This is a genomic window from Rickettsia rickettsii (assembly GCF_001951015.1).
GTDB classification, from domain to species: domain Bacteria; phylum Pseudomonadota; class Alphaproteobacteria; order Rickettsiales; family Rickettsiaceae; genus Rickettsia; species Rickettsia rickettsii.
This window is the reverse complement of sequence record NZ_CP018914.1, coordinates 989280-1006115: the sequence shown is the minus strand read 5'-3', so window position 1 is coordinate 1006115 and position 16836 is coordinate 989280. Positions and strand designations below refer to the sequence as shown.

The following is a 16836-nucleotide window of genomic DNA, read 5'->3' as shown; positions in this document are numbered from 1 at the left end:
GAATCTACATATAATTATTAGAATTTTTGAGCTTTAAATCAAGCTATATTTAATAATCTGTGCTTTAGCTTATATAATTTATCCATTTTATGTGCTAATGCATGGTTATGTGTTACCATAATAATTGCGGTATTTTGTTCTTTTGCTACTTTTAAAAATAAATTAAATACTTCATTTGTAGTTTTGGGATCTAAATTACCTGTCGGTTCATCTGCTAAAATAATTTTCGGCTTATTAATTAAGCTCCGAGCTATAGCGACCCGTTGTTGTTCTCCTCCCGATAATTCTCCAGGCATATTATAGAGTTTTTTCCCAAGCCCTAAATCATCTAATATCTTTGTTGCATCTTCTATTGCTTCTTTTTGATCAAGACCACTAATAAGCCTTGGCATAATAACATTTTCAAGAGCGGTAAAATCTTTAAGTAAGTGATGTTGTTGATAGATAAAACCTAAATAATGAAGACGAATTAGATGATATTTTTGATACTTGCTATTTGGTATGATGACTTGACCTTTTGTAGGTTTATCAAGCAAGCCGGCAATATGTAGTAAAGTTGATTTGCCGCTACCTGAAGAACCTATTATAGCGATTAATTCACCTTCATTAACCGTTAGATTAAGATCATCTAGTACTCTAACAATAGTTTTGCCTTGGCTGTAATGTTTTGAGATATTTTTTAAAATGAGGACTGTATTATTCATATCTTAGGGCATCCACGGGATTTAATTTTGAGGCTCTATAAGAAGGATAAATTGTCGCAAGAAAACACAATATTATAGATAAAGAGGTAATTAAAATAATATCCTCAGCTCTTACTTTTGAAGGTAAACTATAAAGAAAATAAATAGCTGCCTCGAAAATTTTAGTACCGGTTATACGCTCCAAATAATTCTTGATAGTTTGAATATTATAAGAAAAGGTAACACCAAGGATTACACCTAGTGTTGTGCCAAGTAATCCTATAAACATTCCATTATAGATAAAAATAAGCATTATTTGCTTAGTGCTTGCTCCCATAGTTCTAAGAATTGCAATGTCTGAAGTTTTATCTTTAACAAGCATAAATAAGCTTGAAATAATATTAAATGCGGCAACCGTAATAATTAAAGATAGAATAGTAAACATAGCCGTACGCTCAACAGCAAGAGCACTTAAAAATTGTGAATTTAAGGTTTGCCAATTAAATACATATAGGGTTGGACCTAAGAGTGATTGTATTTTATGTGAATATGTGAGAGCTTTATCGGGATCTAGACTATTAATTTCGATTAAATTAATATCGTTGCCGAGAGATAAGAAATTTTGTGCTGCGGTAAGCGGCATTAATATCGTTGTCAAATCATAATCATACATACCGCTATTGAAAATTGCTATAACTTTAAATTCTTTTGATCTTGGCATACTGCCAAAGGTGGTAGAAACTGAATTCGGTGAAATTAATCTAATCTTATCCCCAACGGTTACGCCTAAATTGCTTGCTAATTGTTCTCCGAGTGCTATTACGTTTTTGCCGTGAAAATTATCAAAACTACCAAAATTTACATTTTTAAAAATTTCATTTCTTACACTTAGATCCTTTAATTTCATACCTTTAACAAGCACACCGCTATTATTACTTTTACCAAGAGCCAAAGCTTGACCGTGCGCAATGAATGTTACATGTTTTATATAATCTTGTTTTAGGAGTTTGGCTTTAATCTCTTCATAGTTATCAATACTACCACCTTGCCGATTTATCACTATATCCCCATTTAAGCCGATAATATTTTTAGTAAGCTCTATATGAAAACCGTTCATAACGGACATGACTACTATCAATGCTGCAACGCCGATCATGACGCCCACTAAAGAAAAGGCAGAAATAATAGAAACAAACTTTTCGTTTTTCTTAGCTCTAAAATATCTGAAAGCTATCTTGAAGATAAAATTGTTATTGATCATTTGTTTATTTTTTCTTACATCCGTTTCTAGGTTATTCCTGTGTGAATTAGCTTTTTTGTCATTGTGAACAGCCGTAGGCTGTGTGGCAATCTTATGAAATAATAACAAATGCCTGAGATTGTTTCGTCAACACTTACAGTTTTTCCTCGCAATGACGACACAATTGATGACATAAAGACATCTACACGTTACTAGAAATCTCAAAGACTTTAGCATACTTAAATAATTTAGGTAATGTTACTAACCCAAATAGTGTAACACTGGATATAGTAATGCCAAGAGGAGTAAAAGTACCGTTATATAAAAATCCTACTAATTGCAGCCCAAATGCCGTTAAAATCAATCTAGCCACAGTGAAAATAGCCGTCATACGAGCTTCACCGTCCGGAATAGCTTCTAAAAGCAATGGCCATAATATGTTAATCGGATATATCACGCCAAGAGATAATAATAAAGTAACTATTGTTATGGTTAAAGGATTATTAATATTATATACAACTAATATGCTATTGCCTAGTAGGAATAGTATTATAAATATAACTCCAAAATATAAGCAATTTTTAATACCGAATTTTTTAAAGCAATAACTGCTTGAAAAGCTCATAATTGAGAATAGAGCTGCCATTGCTCCTTGATAAAATCCGAAATATTCTAAAGTTACACCTAAATCTTGCATATATAAAATAGGAGCAATCCCAATAAATATCCAATATCCTTGTGCAAGAAATATCATTGTAAGTATATAATATATAGCTTTTGGCGATTTGAAGATAGGTATATATTCTTTTAAAGAAGTACGTATTTTTTTATTAACTTCTCTTTTTGGCATAAATAATATACCAAGAATTAGGCTGATCAAACCTACTATAAGCAACAAAACAAAATTGCCACGCCAGCCCCAAAATAAATTGACATAGCTACCTACAACTGGTGCTATTGCCATAGAAAGGGCAATAGTGCCGTTTAAAATGCCCATGAATCTTTGCTGTTCTTGTACCGAATAAATATCGGCAAGAACAATATATACTAGTACTGCAACCGATGATATCCCGCATCCTTGCAAAAATCTTCCAAATAATATCGCTGCACAATTATTTGCAAATATACAAAATAAAATACCAAGATTAAAAATCAGTAAACCGAGTATAATAATCGGTCTGCGTCCGTACCTATCTCCTAAATTACCGACTATAAGCGAAGTAATACAATAAGCAGTTAGATTAACACCAAGTAGTAACTCTGTCATAAAAGTTGAAAGGTTGAATGTATCTTGTATTTCAGGAAGACTTGGAATTAATAAATCTATTTCCGCTCCAGCGAGTATTCCATGATGATTACGGTAATAATTAATTGTTAGTTTGAGGTTATTTTAGCAAAGTATTATTGAAGCCGAAAGCCTTGCGCGATGTCATCCCTGCGAGGCATTGTTGCATAGATACCAAGTCGTCATTGCGAGCGAACGTTAGTGAGCATGGCAATCTCAGGAATTCTTCCCATTGTAAATTTTCTCGCAATGATGGAAAAACCGATCCACGCAACAACATTTTTGCGGGAATGACATAAATAAGGACGCAGGAATGGCAGCAAAGCCACACAACAAGTTAGCTTTCTATATTCTTATAGCTTACAATAATTAGTGTATTGTTTTACTAAAGAAAGAATAAATGAATAATTATGCTCGTCTAGCAATTTTTATTTATCAGGAGTATATACATGATACGATAACAGGAAGACTGAAAGGAAGTGCAAGCAGAAACTTTTAGTAATATATGTTAATAATAATGATTTCTAAGATGTGGGACTATTAACAAAATAAATTTTAAAGCTAATTAAATTTATTTTTACTGCAAATTATAAGGCTTTTTTAAAATAAGATTAACTATTCCTTCAAAACTCTTATTAATTTTCGCTAAAAATTCTTTTTAATTATCAATTAAAATTATTTTGTTCCCAGTCCCCTATCAATTTTAAAAATTAATTAAAATATTACTGATTAATTCCTAAAGCTTGTTTTTGAGTATCGGTAGTATTCTCCATTACCCACTTTTGAACATCAGGACTTAACATATTATACTGATCTGCTGTTAAACTAGCAACCCAAGCTTGTTGATCGTCAGTACTCATAGCTTGTATTTGGGTTGTTGTAACTGAAGTTGGGGCAGGCATTTGCATTGATGAAGCAAATACTGAGCTCGCGAAAGTTAGAATTAATAAAATCTTTAATAAATTTTTCATTTTGTAAACCTTTTTTGTTTTGTAATTACGATTATAACAAAGCTACGGCAGCTTTCAAGCTAAATTATATTAAACATTTAAATTTTTTATACTAAGGAACTTTTATTGTAATAAATATATCAATTATATACTTTATTGTCATTCCCGCGAAAGCGGGAATCTAGTAAAAAGCGTTCAGTCTCATATCGTGGCTTGACCATGGGAGCTTGTGTCACAGATTATGCCCTAAGATACCACGCTCAAGTCGTGGTATGACATTAAGGTTGACTGGATTCCTGCTTTCGCAGGAATGACATACCCCTTTATATTGTTAACTGCTCTCTGCAAATATTTCGATAAATTTCTGAGTTTTTAGATAAATCATTATGTGATCCTTCAGCGACTACTTCTCCTTTATCTATGACTAAAATATAATCAGCTGATTCTATACTACTAATGCGATGGGCAATTGATATAATAATGTTCCCTCTCATTATTTTTTTTATAGACTCTAGTAATTTCTGTTCACTCATCGTATCTAAAGCACTCATTGCCTCATCAAGAAGCAAAATTTGCGGCATGCGTAGTAATGCTCTAGCAATAGCTATTCTTTGTTTCTGTCCTCCTGATAATCTAACCCCTCTTTCACCGATTTTAGCATTTATACCGTCATGAAGTTTAGCAGCAAATTCTTCTATTCCTGTAATTTTTATTATCTCATTTATTTCGTCGTCGCTTGCTTCATTATTACCAAATATAATATTTGATTTTATAGTGCCGGAAAAAATGCTAGCCTCTTGAGGAACATAGGCAATTAACTTACGAATTTCAGCAGGATTTAAAAGAGTGATATCTTGATTGTTAATAAGGATAGTGCCGTTTTCTTGCCGGTAAAAACGCAGCAGTAACTGCATCACAGTACTTTTGCCTGAACCTGATCTACCTACAATACCAAGAAACTTATTGGCATTTATCTTCAAAGACATATTATTAATAATCCTTAAATTAGGTCTTGAATGATAGGTAAAATCAACATTTTTGAATTCTATCGAGATTGGATCGGAATTATTTAATTCTAAATAATTATTATATGCTATAGGTGTCTTATCTATAATTGTAATTATTCTCTCAAGGGCTGTAACAGGTAAATGCATTTCGCTTAGTAGCTCAAAAATACCGCCACAGCTAACTCCGGCGATAATCGCATAATAAATAAACGAGATAATTTGTCCCGCAGATAAATGACCTTTCACTATATCTGAAGCTCCGATCCAAACGACTAAAGTAATCGCAAGAAATATAACGGCTATTGAAATCGCAAAGAATAAAGCACGAATTTTTAAACGGGTTTTGCAGTATATTAAATAGTTTTGTAATTTAGTGTCAAAATCGGCAATTTTGTTTATTTGATGGTTAAAAGCATAAATAGCTCTAATATTATTAAAAGTTTCATCAATATCCGATGCTAAAAGTGACTTAGATTCTAGAGCTTTTTTAGATAAAACCTTAACATGCTTGCCGAATTTAATTAAAGGAATTAATAAGATAGGAATGGTAATAATTACTATAGAAGCGAGTTTAAAGCTTTCAAAAAACATTAATGTAATGCCGCCAATTAGCATCACCGAATTGCGAATAAAAAAAGATAAGAAATTAACGATGAGAGTAGATATTTGATCTATATCATTTGTTAGGCGTGAAATTATATCGCCGATTTTTAGTTCTTCAAACTCTTCAATTTCATAATTAATTAAATTACTATAAGCTTCTTTTCTTATTTGATTAACTGCCTTTTCAGCAACATTATTGATAAAATATGAACGAAAAAAACTAGCAATACTTAAGATGATAATTAATAAACAAATATATAATATAGATTTATCAACCGATAAAATATGGTCTTTGCTCAAGCCTTTATCAACTAAATTTCTAAAAACACTACCGATTAGTAATAATGAAGCTGATACGCTAAGTAAAGAGATCATAACGATGATCAAATCTTTTTTATAGAACCTTAGATATTTAGCTAGTCTATATAAAAGTTTGATATCCATAAGAAAAAAATGTCATTGCGAGCGACTGTAGGCGTTGTTGCATGGATGTCAAATCGTCATTGCAAGGAGCGAAGCGACATGGCAATCCAGAAAAATAACAAAAAAGTACTAATTTTAGCATTTTTTACTGGATTGCGTCGTCAATTACTTTGTAATTTTCTTTGCAATGATGATTTGGTAACCACACAACAATTCCACAATATGGGGCGAGTGACGGGATTCGAACCCGCGACCCTCAGAACCACAACCTGATGCTCTAACCAACTGAGCTACACCCGCCATAAATTAACAACATAAATTTAGATTATCAGAAGGAGTTAGTCAAGAATATTTATTGTATTAACATATATTATTTGACTTATATATTATAACTATATATAGTTACAACATGAATGAGTATATAAAACAAAGAAAGCTAAACAAAATCCTAAAGGATTCAGTTTCTCTGATTCATACTTTAATGACTAAGTGCGGTTGGGTTAAAGATAGGCAAAAAGGTAGCCATCAGATTTGGTACTTGCCCAAAGGAAATAGGTTATCTATTCACACTTTTGGAAATATGGAAAAAGAATATCAAGTTTGACCATTTTTAAACTTTGCAAAAGGAAATGAAGATGAAAACAAATGATACATTTGATGGGTTTACTATAGAACTTTTTAAAGATACGGATGGAGATTGGCTAGCAAGGTTTGAAGAGCTACCGAATGTATCAGCTTTTGGTAATTCGCCTGAAAAAGCACTGCAAGAATTACAACAAGCTTGGACTTTAATGAAAGAAAGTTATATAAGTCATAATCAATCTATCCCCTTAGCTCCGTCTAGGAAAGAGTATAGCGGACAGTTTAATGTTAGAGTAGATAAACGTGTGCATCGAGCTTTAGTACTTGAAGCACTTAGAGCAAAAATTAGTTTAAATGCTTTAGTATCTCAAAAATTAACTTTATCGGTAAAACAATGAAAAAAAAAGCAGTGATTTTATTAAGCGGTGGACCTGATTCTACTACGGTTCTTGAGATAGTTAGCAAAACGGATTATGAAATTTATGCTCTAAGTTTTAATTATCATAGACGCAATAGTCTGGAAGTCCAAAAAATCCAAGGATTAATTAAAGATTATAATGTAAAACAACATAGGGTTATTAATATTGATTTGCAGTCATTTATCGGTTCTGCATTAACTGATGATAATATAGATGTACCAAAATTTAAAAACACAGATCAATTACCAAGTGACATACCGGTTACTTATGTACCGGCACGTAATACAATATTTTTAAGCTACGCACTAGGAGTTGCTGAGGTTATAGGAGCTAGAGATATTTTTATTGGGGTACACACTAATGATTATACTAACTATCCTGATTGTCGTCCTGAATATATAAAATCTTTTGAAGCAATGGCAAATTTAGCAACTAGGGTAGGAGTAAATGGAGAAAAAATTACTATCCATGCTCCTTTAATAAATATGACCAAAGAGCAAATAATTAAAAAAGGGCTTGAGCTTGGAGTAGATTATAGTAAAACAATATCATGTTATGATCCAACAGAAGACGGTTTATCTTGTGGTCAATGTCTATCATGCATTGTACGACTTGATGCTTTTAAAAAGAATAATGTACAAGACCCGATTCAGTATGTATAATTATAGATATATACTCATAAATAAAATTAATAATAAAATAATATGAAGTAAATTTGTATACAAGGTGGAAACCGTTGTTCACCTTGTATACTCATTATTTAAAAATCTTCTGTATAATATAAATATTGCATATTCATATTATACAGAAAAATAGTGAGTATATATGATAAATAGAGGACATTTATATGCCCCTTTTCCTGTGCTTGATTTAAACGATATAGTTTTACGAGAGTTAGTCGCGGAGGATGCACAAGATTATTTTAATTATATGAGTAAGCCGGAAATGGCTATTTATATAACTGATAGCAATAGGCCTAAAGATGTAGAAGAAGCCGTAGAGGAAATACGTTATTGGTCTAGTTTATATAAAAATCATAGAAGTTTTTATTGGGGAATTGCCATTAAAGACGATAATAAATTAATAGGTACTGCCGGTTTTAATATAATAAATCTAGAGCATCATAGAGCAGAAATAAGTTATGATCTAGATCCTAATTTTTGGGGTCAAGGTATGATGTTAAAATCTATAAAGAATATTTTAAAATTTGCTGATTATATTGGTATTATAAGAGTACAAGCAACAGTAATTACTGATAATTTTCGTTCAATTAATCTTCTTGAGAGATGCGGTTTTGCTAGGGAAGGAATTCTTAAAAAATACGAAATAGTTGCAAATGAGCATAAAGATTATTATATATACGCAAGAGTACTATAGTAAGAATTGTTAAAATAAACATAAAAAAGAAAGTTAATGGTAGTAGAAGCTGATAAAAAAGCATTGATTTGTTCGTTTTGTAGTAAAAAACAACATGAAGTAAAAAAACTGATCGCAGGTCCTGCAGTATTTATTTGTGATGAATGTATAGATTTATGTACAGATATTATGAAAGAAGAAAATAAAGTTGCTTTAAAGCAAATTACTTCTTCAATTCCAACGCCGCAAAAAATATGTGGCATTCTAAATGATTATGTAGTTGGGCAAGATCAAGCGAAAAAGATTTTAGCAGTAGCGGTTTATAACCATTATAAGAGGCTTGAATATATACAATCCGGCAATAATGACGTTGAGCTTAATAAGTCGAATATCTTACTGATCGGTCCTACCGGTTCAGGAAAAACTGTACTTGCTCAAACGCTTGCTAAAATTTTAGACGTACCTTTTACTATGGCGGATGCTACTTCCTTAACGGAAGCCGGGTATGTCGGTGAAGATGTTGAGAATATATTACTACGTTTATTGATAGCATCTGAGTTTAATATAGCAAAAGCACAAAAAGGTATAATTTATATTGACGAGGTTGATAAAATTGCCCGTAAATCGGAGAATCCTTCTATTACACGGGATGTATCGGGTGAAGGAGTACAGCAGGCATTACTTAAAATTATGGAAGGAACAGTTGCTTCCGTGCCTCCTCAAGGCGGTAGGAAACACCCACAACAAGATTTCGTACAGTTAGATACTTCAAATATCTTATTTATTTGTGGTGGTGCTTTTATGGGGATTGATAGCATTATAACCTCAAGAACTAATCATAGTTCTATAGGCTTTGCAGCTAACGTAAATATAGATAAAGAGAAAAATAATAGTGAGATTCTTAAATCCCTAGAGATTGAGGATTTAACTAAATTCGGTTTAATTCCTGAATTTATCGGTAGATTACCTATCGTTACTACTTTAGATGAGTTAGACAAAGAAGCTTTAATTACAATTTTAACTAAGCCTAAGAATGCCATAGTAAAGCAATATCAGAAACAATTTGAGCTTGATGATGCTGAGCTTGTAATTGATGATTCAGCCTTAGAAACTATTGCCGAAAAAGCTCTAGCTAAAAAGACGGGAGCAAGAGGACTGCGTTCAATACTTGAGCATCTTTTGCTTGATAGTATGTATAAAGTTGCCGAGCTCAAAAAACAGCGTGTTACTATTACAAAAGAGGTAGTTAACGGCTTAGTCGAACCGATAATGACCTCTCTCATTTCTACAAAATCAAACAAAAAACAACCGATTATTGCAGATATACCGGCGTAAATATTATTTCTGCTCTATGTCATTCGCGCGTAGGCGGGAATCCAGAAAAATAACTTCAATATTGATGTAAGAAGTGACACATGTGATAAAGTAAACCTATACAACACAAGTTTTTTATATGTTTTACTGGATTCCCGCCTATGCGGGAATTACATAAACAAGCCTGCAACAAGACCTACGACTGCTCACAATGATGGGTGGGTATCCCCACACAACAACGCTGGCTTGACCACAGGACAATACTAATTTAGTATAAAATTTATCCTAAACTAGTATTATAGCGGTTTAAATACCATTAAGAAAAAAATAATACTCAAACTGATAAATACCGGCCAGCCTAGGTAGAATCATAATTTAAATAATTTATAATATTTTTCCGGTAGGGGAATTCACGGTTTTAATGCTTCAAGTGCCATATTGCGTAGTGGAATTTGAATCCATACCACCAGAAGCCAACAACTACCGGCGATTATGTATCCGCTATAAGTTAAGGTAAGTCATAAATCAAAATAATTATAGCCAAGCATATTTACTAATATTATGCCGCTAACCGGTTGAATTATCACAGTTGGAGTAGTAAAAAGAAGATCAGCTATTGTAGTGCGAGTTGCATATGCCGTTGCATTCAAATCACCGGTTTTATTTGCCACCACATAAAAACGGCAGTACCAATTCCAGTACCAAATAAAGTGGTAGAGCTAATAATATGAATAGTTTTTATAAAAAGATAATCCATTATTTATCTCGTTCTATTGCCATGAATACTAAAGTAAGTAATATTACTGGAATATTTTTAAATATCGGCCAAGCGGATCTAGCCACAATATTGGCTTAAGATATGTTAATAGTAGAGTATAAGCTAGTATTAATAAAATTTGTAAACTACATATCCTATTTATTTTATTTTTGATAATTAATAGAATGCTAAGAATAATATCTGTAAAGCAGCTTCCATATAATATGTAAGGTGCTATTTGTTTATCAAATCCTAGTGATATTATAATTTGCATACTAGCATCATAAACAAAAATGCTTGAAATAATTCCTGTCATTATCCAAAATAGTCCTAAGACAATTTTTATTATAGGTTTTAAAAAATAAAGCCTAGCGTGTCATATGGATTGTACGGTTAAAGTTTCGGTTGCAAAACCTTGTTGCAAGTTTCTAGGGATTATAGAAGTAAAATCGATAAAATCTTTTTTATCAGCAATATTAGGTTGAAGTAACATATTATACGCAGTAGAATTAATGGGTCCTATTTTTAGACAATCCCCTAATTTAGCTGCTATTTTAATGAATATTAAAGAAATTTTTATTAGTCTTCCATGACTCAAAGCCATCTTCTGCATCCAAGCAAGATATCCTTCATGTTCATTATGTCTGGTCCAACTATTTTTAATAATGTGTGGATTTTTCCTTCCCTTTCTATACAGTGAATAATTACTTTCGTTAAATCATCAATATGAATAGGTTGAAATTGTTGTAAATCATCACCTATTAAAGGAATAAAATACGGTAATGTTGCAAGAGCCCTAAATAGCGAGGTACCACCATAACAACCGCTTACAAGAGACGGTTGTAAAATTATCCAGTCTATATTTCTAATTTTTGTACATATTCTTCAGCTGCTTTTTTAGTTAAAGCATAAGCAGTGTTTTTTTCATCATCTATTCCAAGAGCTGAAATATGAATAATTCTTTGTACGTTAGTAAGGGTGCAAGCCTTAAATAGAGCCTTTTGATCATTGACATGAACATTGCCAATATTATTGCATGACTAGACGTTAACACACCTGATACATTAATAACTATATCTATGTTATTTAATCTATTTATCCAGCTTTGTGGTGTTAGGTCTATATTAAAATCACAGTATATCACTTCTGCAGTAGGGAATTTTTCCTGGTCGATTCAACATCTCTAACACAGCATATTACTTTATAATTATTCTTTAATCATTCAGTTGTAATATATGATCCAATCAAGCCGTTAGCTCCTGTTACTAGTATTCTCATTATATATATAAACGATTCAGGTACTGACATTTTTTATATCATTAATCAGATCCTATTGCCAATAGAAGATAAAAAAGGATATGTTATGTCCACAACTATTGTTTTTTTTGTTAAAAACTTTTATAACCCAATCCTCTTCTCTCTTATCATACACTGGGGTTGCTCATGTGTGACTTTAATGTTAAAATAATTAAAGATTATAAATGATTATATATAAAAGATTTGCATAAATATTAAGAGATGTTTATATTCTTAATATTTATTTAATTGAAATTATGAGTAATAAACTAGAAGTAATAATACAATATTATAATGATATAAAATTTAGGCGTAAGATTATGGAAAACTACTACAGCACTTGCTAGTTTTAATTTAGGTGAGTAGAAAACAAGAATATCATTGATGCTATGCTAGATGATATAGGGGATATAAATTCATTAGATTTTAGTACCCTAGTTACTAAAGTCCAAGTGTTTTTAAAAAATAATTTAGATCAATCTGAACACTTGATTAAAGCAGCCAAAGAAATCGATGCTATGGCATATCCTCTGACGAGAGAATATTTTTCGCTATATAGCTAAAGCAATATTACTTACAAATACTTTAAATGCGCCTTCCTCGTATGAAAACAAGTTTAATATAGTAAAAAAAGCTCATTTAAATTTTGCAAATTATCTTAATTCATTAGAGCAAAGTCTTACTAGAATAGAAAAAGCTAGTGATAAGTATAATGAAGATCACAAAATTGCTTCTTGGTTAACCGAAAAATCAGCTTTAGTTAGTAATCATTCAGGCAAAATAGCAATTACTTATGTTTCTCTTATAGTGGGTGTAATTGCTTTACGTTCATATGTAATTGACGAAAAGGATCCTTGGTATGAATTATGTGCTTTACCGACCACTAACCTTGCGATGCTACAAATTTTATTATCTTTCCCGGTACGGTCTTATCAAATAGACAAACTAAAGAGATGAATAATAATATGTTTCAAGCATTAGAAAATAACAATGACAATGCTGAAGATGTTAAATTTTTATTTGATCATACTCCAAGCTTTGCTAATGATGCTGTAAATACAACTGCGATTTGTTTTAGATATGCTGCTAATTTAGGGTTATTGATTTATTAAATAATTATACTATTAATCGTATAATTGTATATAGGGTTTTACGATGGTATACAGTTGCAGGAGTAGTAGAAGAACAAAGTAAAGTTACAAATTTTATGCAAAATAAATTAATTAAATTTTTGCATGATAAAATTGTACCGGCTTTAATTGAGCATAAGCAATTTACAGCTGAAGAAATTAAACCATATTTTCAGTTACTATATAAACATTCCAAAACAGATAAGAATACGCAAATAAAACTTCAGGCAATATATAATAAACTTACCAATCAAGATATAGATTTTAACAATATTGAATCAGACATTAGTATCTATCATGGATGGAAGAGTACTGCTATATGTTCGGCAATAGCCACACTGATTTTGGATTATATCTGTTTTTATTTTCGTAATCCAGCCAACATATTACGGCAATAAAGTTATAGAAAATATCACCAACAAAACATTAACTAATGATGTGTTTTTGCAAAAGTTTTACTATAATGATGCGGCAAGATTGACCGTAGCGATAGTACCTTTAATAATGTTTGAGTCTATTAAAGATTTAAAATTCTTAAGTCTTGCAACTTTAATAGATGTTTTAACAACTGTTATATCGGATTTCAATGTCGGCAAGGCAATTAGTAGTGCAGGCAAGAATATTGCCGAGAAAACCGCTACTACCCTTACTTGGCTTAATAAGGTTACCTCAGGCACAAACGATGATACAGTTATTGATATTGATATTACAGAAGAAGTACCATGCTTAGAGGTTTTGTGGACACTGCTAATTGATTTGCTATTGTGCAGCAAAAAATAGCCAAAATTAAATCTTTTTAGAAATGTCCACAAAACCTCGATTAAGGTTGTAAAATTTACGTTATTTAATGTGCTCTTCCCATTTCAAATATAATTGAATCTTCAGAATTAAGTGTTGCATATATTAAAAAAGGCGAGGTGACATAGGACTGCACTGCGCTATGCATAAAAGCTTGGTACATTATCAATCTCTAAAGTAAAGTTTTTGCTATATTCAAGAAGTTTTTGAGCAGCTTTTAAGTGTATCAAATAACCTGTAGTTGTATTAAAGTAACCACCATGACCTATCTTCTTTAAATACGGATTATTGTAAATATTATAAAATATTTTGTTTTTAGAATGAAAAATTTATTACGGAAATCGTCATTTAGTATAGCATCATCTTCTATTATTAGGGCATAAGGTATATTGTCTTTAACCATTTTAAGTCAAATTTCTCTATGGTTACAATAACAACCGAGTTCACCTGCCGTTAAAGTATGATTTAATATTTTGCTATCGGAATAATAATTTATATTTTCCGAAGGACAAAGTACAGTATAACCGTTATTAAGGGATAAAAGAGTAGGGTTATTTTTTACATCTAATCCGGTAAATCTTTTTCCCCCTGAATCTGTTATAGATAAATTATAACCGTCTACTGCACTAAACCTTTCATAGAATAAATTATTATTGTCGAATTGTTGACTAATATTGTTATATCTATCAGTGCTGCGTAGGTTTACTATAAAAATTTTAATATCTTTTTCTTCAAGTGGAGCAAGAACCTATTTGATAAGTTTTTAATAAAAAGTAATGATAAACAAATAATTATAATTGATATTATAAAAATAGTTTTTAATTTGTATTTAATAAAGGTAATTTTTTCTTAATTATTAAATACAAATTAAAAACTTTTCTTTTACTGCGATGTAATTATTTTCTGAAGCCGGTATATATATCTTATAATATTTTTCATCATCTTTATCAACAGAAATAATATAATTATATAAATCTTCTTCTGAATAATCTTTAGCAAATATTACTGAATTAGGGTTTACATCCCGCTTACTACTTTTTTATACAGCGACAATTTATGAAAAAATCGATTTTTCTTGCTATGCAGCCGTCGTTCTCAGGATCTTCTATACCGTTAGAGACTAAGAAACAAGCAAAATACGTTTTGTTCGGATTGTATTGTGAGCGTTTATTCAAGTACTGATGTCATTAGTACAATACATATAATATAAAGGTATTCTTATATAATTTGGATGATCTATATAATCAAAACCTATAGATATATAATAATTTTCTAGCTTTGGTCTAACCGATTCACCGGTAAAAAATATCTTTATTACTATCTTTATTACTAATAGTTCTTTGAGCAAAAACACTATCAATAATAAGGTCATAATTGTTATGATCTATAACAATTGTTCGTCCGTTTTCTTCAATGATTTCTTTTATCATCGGTAGCTCGTCTATTGTAAAGCCCGGCCACATATTAATAAAACGCACCCTTATAGCATGTTTGTTTTCTTTTTTAGGAGCTTTAATCTTATATGCTTACACATAGTAACAATATGGTTATACACATTATGGAAAGTTTTTTTAACATTTAAATTACCTATTACGAGAAAAATTTATTTATAATTTTTCTGCTATTTTTGGTGGATTTTCTGCTTCCACTTCAATAATCTCAGATTTAGAGGAAACGATTTGATAACGCTCTAAGGTAGCCGGCATGGCTTTATTCCCTGAATCAATACCGAGTTTTTGAATATTCTTTACTCTTGACATAAAATTACGATTAAACGAGGCAGCAAATTTATCGTAATTAGTAACCATGTTATGCAGGTTATTACCGATCTTTTGAGAATAATCTGCCATAGTACCGATGGAGCTTAATAGCTTTCTCACTTCTTCAATGATTACCTTATAATTTTCTGAGCGGCGATGATCGGTAATTTGAAATTTTGCAAATGATAGCATATTCATAAGTCCGCTAGGTCCTACCGGAAAGATATTACAGCCCCAAGCTTTTTGTAAAAATTCAGGGTCGGCTGCAATAACTTTCTCAACCGCTTGTTCAGTCGGCAAAAACATTAAAGTAATAACATTGTTAAAGCTCTGATCCTTTTTGTTTAGATTAGTTAAAATATTTGCGGCATATTCTTTATTCGCCAAAGATTTTAAATGGTAATTCATAGTTTTATTAAGACTCATGTTATTATCTTGCTCGTCTACAAGAAACTTTGAAGCTTTAGAATCAATAACCATTAAATTACCGGAAGGAAGAAAAATGAGCGCATCAGGTCTTAGCTTTCCGCTATCTAATGTAGTTAGACCGTATTGCATAATGAAATCTAAATTAGGACGTAAGCCCGAAGATTTTAAGATATTCTCAAGGGTAATCTCAGCAAGTAGCCCCGCCCCGATCGGAGAAAGTAGAGACTGTTTTATCAAATCAACCGTACCTTTTGATTGCTCTATATCTTTATTTAATGCTCCCACCATCGTAATTAACCGTTCAAACTCACTATTAAATTTTCCTGAAGCAGTAGCGATATTTTTCTCGGCTAGCTCTCTTGCAGCCGTGTTTTCCATTTTATGTATCGCTATTAATTGTTTAGACAAATCTTGACCTAAATCAAATAACGCAGCTTTAGCCGATGAAAATGACTCTTCTCGTATTTTTTCTGAATCCTTAATAGTCTGTGCTTGATATTCTATTTTACACTGCAATTGCTCAATTTTCTGTAAATATCCTATCTTTTCTTGATTTAATAATTGGTTGTTATTGCTAATTTCTAGATTCTGCTCTGATAAAAATTGTAGCTGTGTCCTTAAGGTTTGAGTTTTTACATAAAACCAAATTATTAGTGCTAATAAAATAAGTAGCGTAGTTATAATAGTGGGTAATAAATAAGGCATAGAATGAAGCAAAGTTTAATGTTAAATAATACTAAAGTACCGCATAATTTGTACTAATTATTTTGGCATTGCCTAGAAAAGGTTGATATAGTCATTGTG

18 protein-coding genes, 1 tRNA gene and 4 pseudogenes are annotated in these 16836 nt (G+C 31.3%); 9 read left to right on the top strand and 14 right to left on the bottom strand.

The annotated features are described in order from the left end of the window. Positions 1 to 38 precede the first annotated feature (38 nt). From BTU51_RS06170 to BTU51_RS06140, 6 genes and pseudogenes are all read right to left on the bottom strand, one after another. On the bottom strand, positions 39 to 704 hold the full coding sequence (locus BTU51_RS06170) for an ABC transporter ATP-binding protein (RefSeq protein ID WP_012151212.1): 666 nt from the start codon (positions 702 to 704) through the stop codon (positions 39 to 41). Beyond that, entirely contained in the window at positions 697 to 1944 is a 1248-nt protein-coding gene (locus tag BTU51_RS06165) for a lipoprotein-releasing ABC transporter permease subunit (protein ID WP_014362405.1), read from the bottom strand. The genes BTU51_RS06170 and BTU51_RS06165 overlap by 8 nt, the downstream gene beginning before the upstream one ends. Before the next feature lie 181 nt (positions 1945 to 2125). Continuing rightward, a pseudogene (locus BTU51_RS06155) lies at positions 2126 to 3273 on the bottom strand (multidrug effflux MFS transporter). A gap of 657 nt (positions 3274 to 3930) precedes the next feature. Next, positions 3931 to 4179: a DUF2673 domain-containing protein gene (locus BTU51_RS06150; protein ID WP_012151209.1), complete on the bottom strand. Its 249-nt coding sequence runs from the start codon at positions 4177 to 4179 to the stop codon at positions 3931 to 3933. Positions 4180 to 4481: 302 nt separating this feature from the next. After that, on the bottom strand, positions 4482 to 6212 hold the full coding sequence (locus BTU51_RS06145) for an ABC transporter ATP-binding protein (RefSeq protein WP_012262558.1): 1731 nt from the start codon (positions 6210 to 6212) through the stop codon (positions 4482 to 4484). A gap of 202 nt (positions 6213 to 6414) precedes the next feature. After that, positions 6415 to 6491: transfer RNA gene (locus BTU51_RS06140), tRNA-His, on the bottom strand. 181 nt (positions 6492 to 6672) lie between these two features. Here BTU51_RS06140 and BTU51_RS10050 point away from each other — a divergent pair. From BTU51_RS10050 to clpX, 5 genes and pseudogenes are all read left to right on the top strand, one after another. Further along, positions 6673 to 6792, top strand: a pseudogene (locus BTU51_RS10050) (type II toxin-antitoxin system HicA family toxin); the annotation flags it as partial. A gap of 34 nt (positions 6793 to 6826) precedes the next feature. Further along, complete coding sequence (locus BTU51_RS06130; RefSeq protein WP_012151206.1) at positions 6827 to 7171, top strand: type II toxin-antitoxin system HicB family antitoxin; 345 nt, start codon at positions 6827 to 6829, stop codon at positions 7169 to 7171. Beyond that, positions 7168 to 7854 carry a 7-cyano-7-deazaguanine synthase QueC gene (gene queC / locus BTU51_RS06125; RefSeq protein WP_012151205.1) on the top strand — a complete coding sequence of 229 codons (687 nt, stop codon included), beginning with the start codon at positions 7168 to 7170 and terminating at the stop codon, positions 7852 to 7854. Before BTU51_RS06130 ends, queC begins: the two co-directional genes overlap by 4 nt. A 163-nt stretch (positions 7855 to 8017) precedes the next feature. Continuing rightward, positions 8018 to 8569: a GNAT family N-acetyltransferase gene (locus BTU51_RS06120; RefSeq protein ID WP_012151204.1), complete on the top strand. Its 552-nt coding sequence runs from the start codon at positions 8018 to 8020 to the stop codon at positions 8567 to 8569. A gap of 36 nt (positions 8570 to 8605) precedes the next feature. Continuing rightward, positions 8606 to 9883 (top strand): ATP-dependent Clp protease ATP-binding subunit ClpX, encoded by a 1278-nt coding sequence (gene clpX / locus BTU51_RS06115; protein ID WP_012151203.1) that lies wholly within the window; start codon positions 8606 to 8608, stop codon positions 9881 to 9883. Between the two features lie 497 nt (positions 9884 to 10380). Here the strand turns inward: clpX and BTU51_RS09485 are convergent. The 3 genes and pseudogenes from BTU51_RS09485 to BTU51_RS08885 form a co-directional block, all read right to left on the bottom strand. After that, positions 10381 to 10619: pseudogene (locus BTU51_RS09485) on the bottom strand (DUF2269 family protein). Positions 10620 to 10662: 43 nt separating this feature from the next. Further along, positions 10663 to 10893, bottom strand: a complete 231-nt coding sequence (locus BTU51_RS06105; RefSeq protein ID WP_230453644.1) for a DoxX-like family protein — start codon at positions 10891 to 10893, stop codon at positions 10663 to 10665. A 102-nt stretch (positions 10894 to 10995) separates the two neighbouring features. Next, positions 10996 to 11223: a hypothetical protein gene (locus BTU51_RS08885; RefSeq protein ID WP_014362494.1), complete on the bottom strand. Its 228-nt coding sequence runs from the start codon at positions 11221 to 11223 to the stop codon at positions 10996 to 10998. Positions 11224 to 12304: 1081 nt separating this feature from the next. Here BTU51_RS08885 and BTU51_RS09480 point away from each other — a divergent pair. The 4 genes from BTU51_RS09480 (at position 12305) to BTU51_RS06085 (ending at position 13825) form a co-directional block, all read left to right on the top strand. Beyond that, on the top strand, positions 12305 to 12478 hold the full coding sequence (locus BTU51_RS09480; protein ID WP_228368839.1) for a hypothetical protein: 174 nt from the start codon (positions 12305 to 12307) through the stop codon (positions 12476 to 12478). A gap of 390 nt (positions 12479 to 12868) precedes the next feature. Then, the gene (locus BTU51_RS08685) at positions 12869 to 13027 is read left to right on the top strand and encodes a hypothetical protein (protein ID WP_162180548.1); all 159 of its coding nucleotides are present in this window, start codon (positions 12869 to 12871) and stop codon (positions 13025 to 13027) included. Between the two features lie 95 nt (positions 13028 to 13122). Then, a complete protein-coding gene (locus BTU51_RS06090) occupies positions 13123 to 13443 on the top strand; it encodes a hypothetical protein (protein ID WP_042442129.1) in 321 nt (106 codons plus the stop codon). Between the two features lie 40 nt (positions 13444 to 13483). Then, positions 13484 to 13825: a hypothetical protein gene (locus BTU51_RS06085; RefSeq protein ID WP_012262553.1), complete on the top strand. Its 342-nt coding sequence runs from the start codon at positions 13484 to 13486 to the stop codon at positions 13823 to 13825. Between the two features lie 158 nt (positions 13826 to 13983). Here the strand turns inward: BTU51_RS06085 and BTU51_RS09475 are convergent, their stop codons facing one another. The 5 genes and pseudogenes from BTU51_RS09475 to BTU51_RS06065 all read right to left on the bottom strand — a co-directional run bounded on the left by BTU51_RS09475 (position 13984) and on the right by BTU51_RS06065 (position 16737). After that, a complete protein-coding gene (locus BTU51_RS09475; RefSeq protein ID WP_230453546.1) occupies positions 13984 to 14073 on the bottom strand; it encodes a hypothetical protein in 90 nt (29 codons plus the stop codon). Positions 14074 to 14117: 44 nt separating this feature from the next. Next, positions 14118 to 14516: pseudogene (locus tag BTU51_RS07930) on the bottom strand (glycosyltransferase family 25 protein). A 498-nt stretch (positions 14517 to 15014) separates the two neighbouring features. Further along, complete coding sequence (locus BTU51_RS06070; protein ID WP_012262551.1) at positions 15015 to 15215, bottom strand: hypothetical protein; 201 nt, start codon at positions 15213 to 15215, stop codon at positions 15015 to 15017. Beyond that, complete coding sequence (locus BTU51_RS09470; RefSeq protein WP_230453765.1) at positions 15136 to 15306, bottom strand: hypothetical protein; 171 nt, start codon at positions 15304 to 15306, stop codon at positions 15136 to 15138. The genes BTU51_RS06070 and BTU51_RS09470 overlap by 80 nt, the downstream gene beginning before the upstream one ends. 144 nt (positions 15307 to 15450) lie before the next feature. Beyond that, positions 15451 to 16737 carry a DNA recombination protein RmuC gene (locus tag BTU51_RS06065; protein WP_012151197.1) on the bottom strand — a complete coding sequence of 429 codons (1287 nt, stop codon included), beginning with the start codon at positions 16735 to 16737 and terminating at the stop codon, positions 15451 to 15453. Positions 16738 to 16836 lie beyond the last annotated feature (99 nt).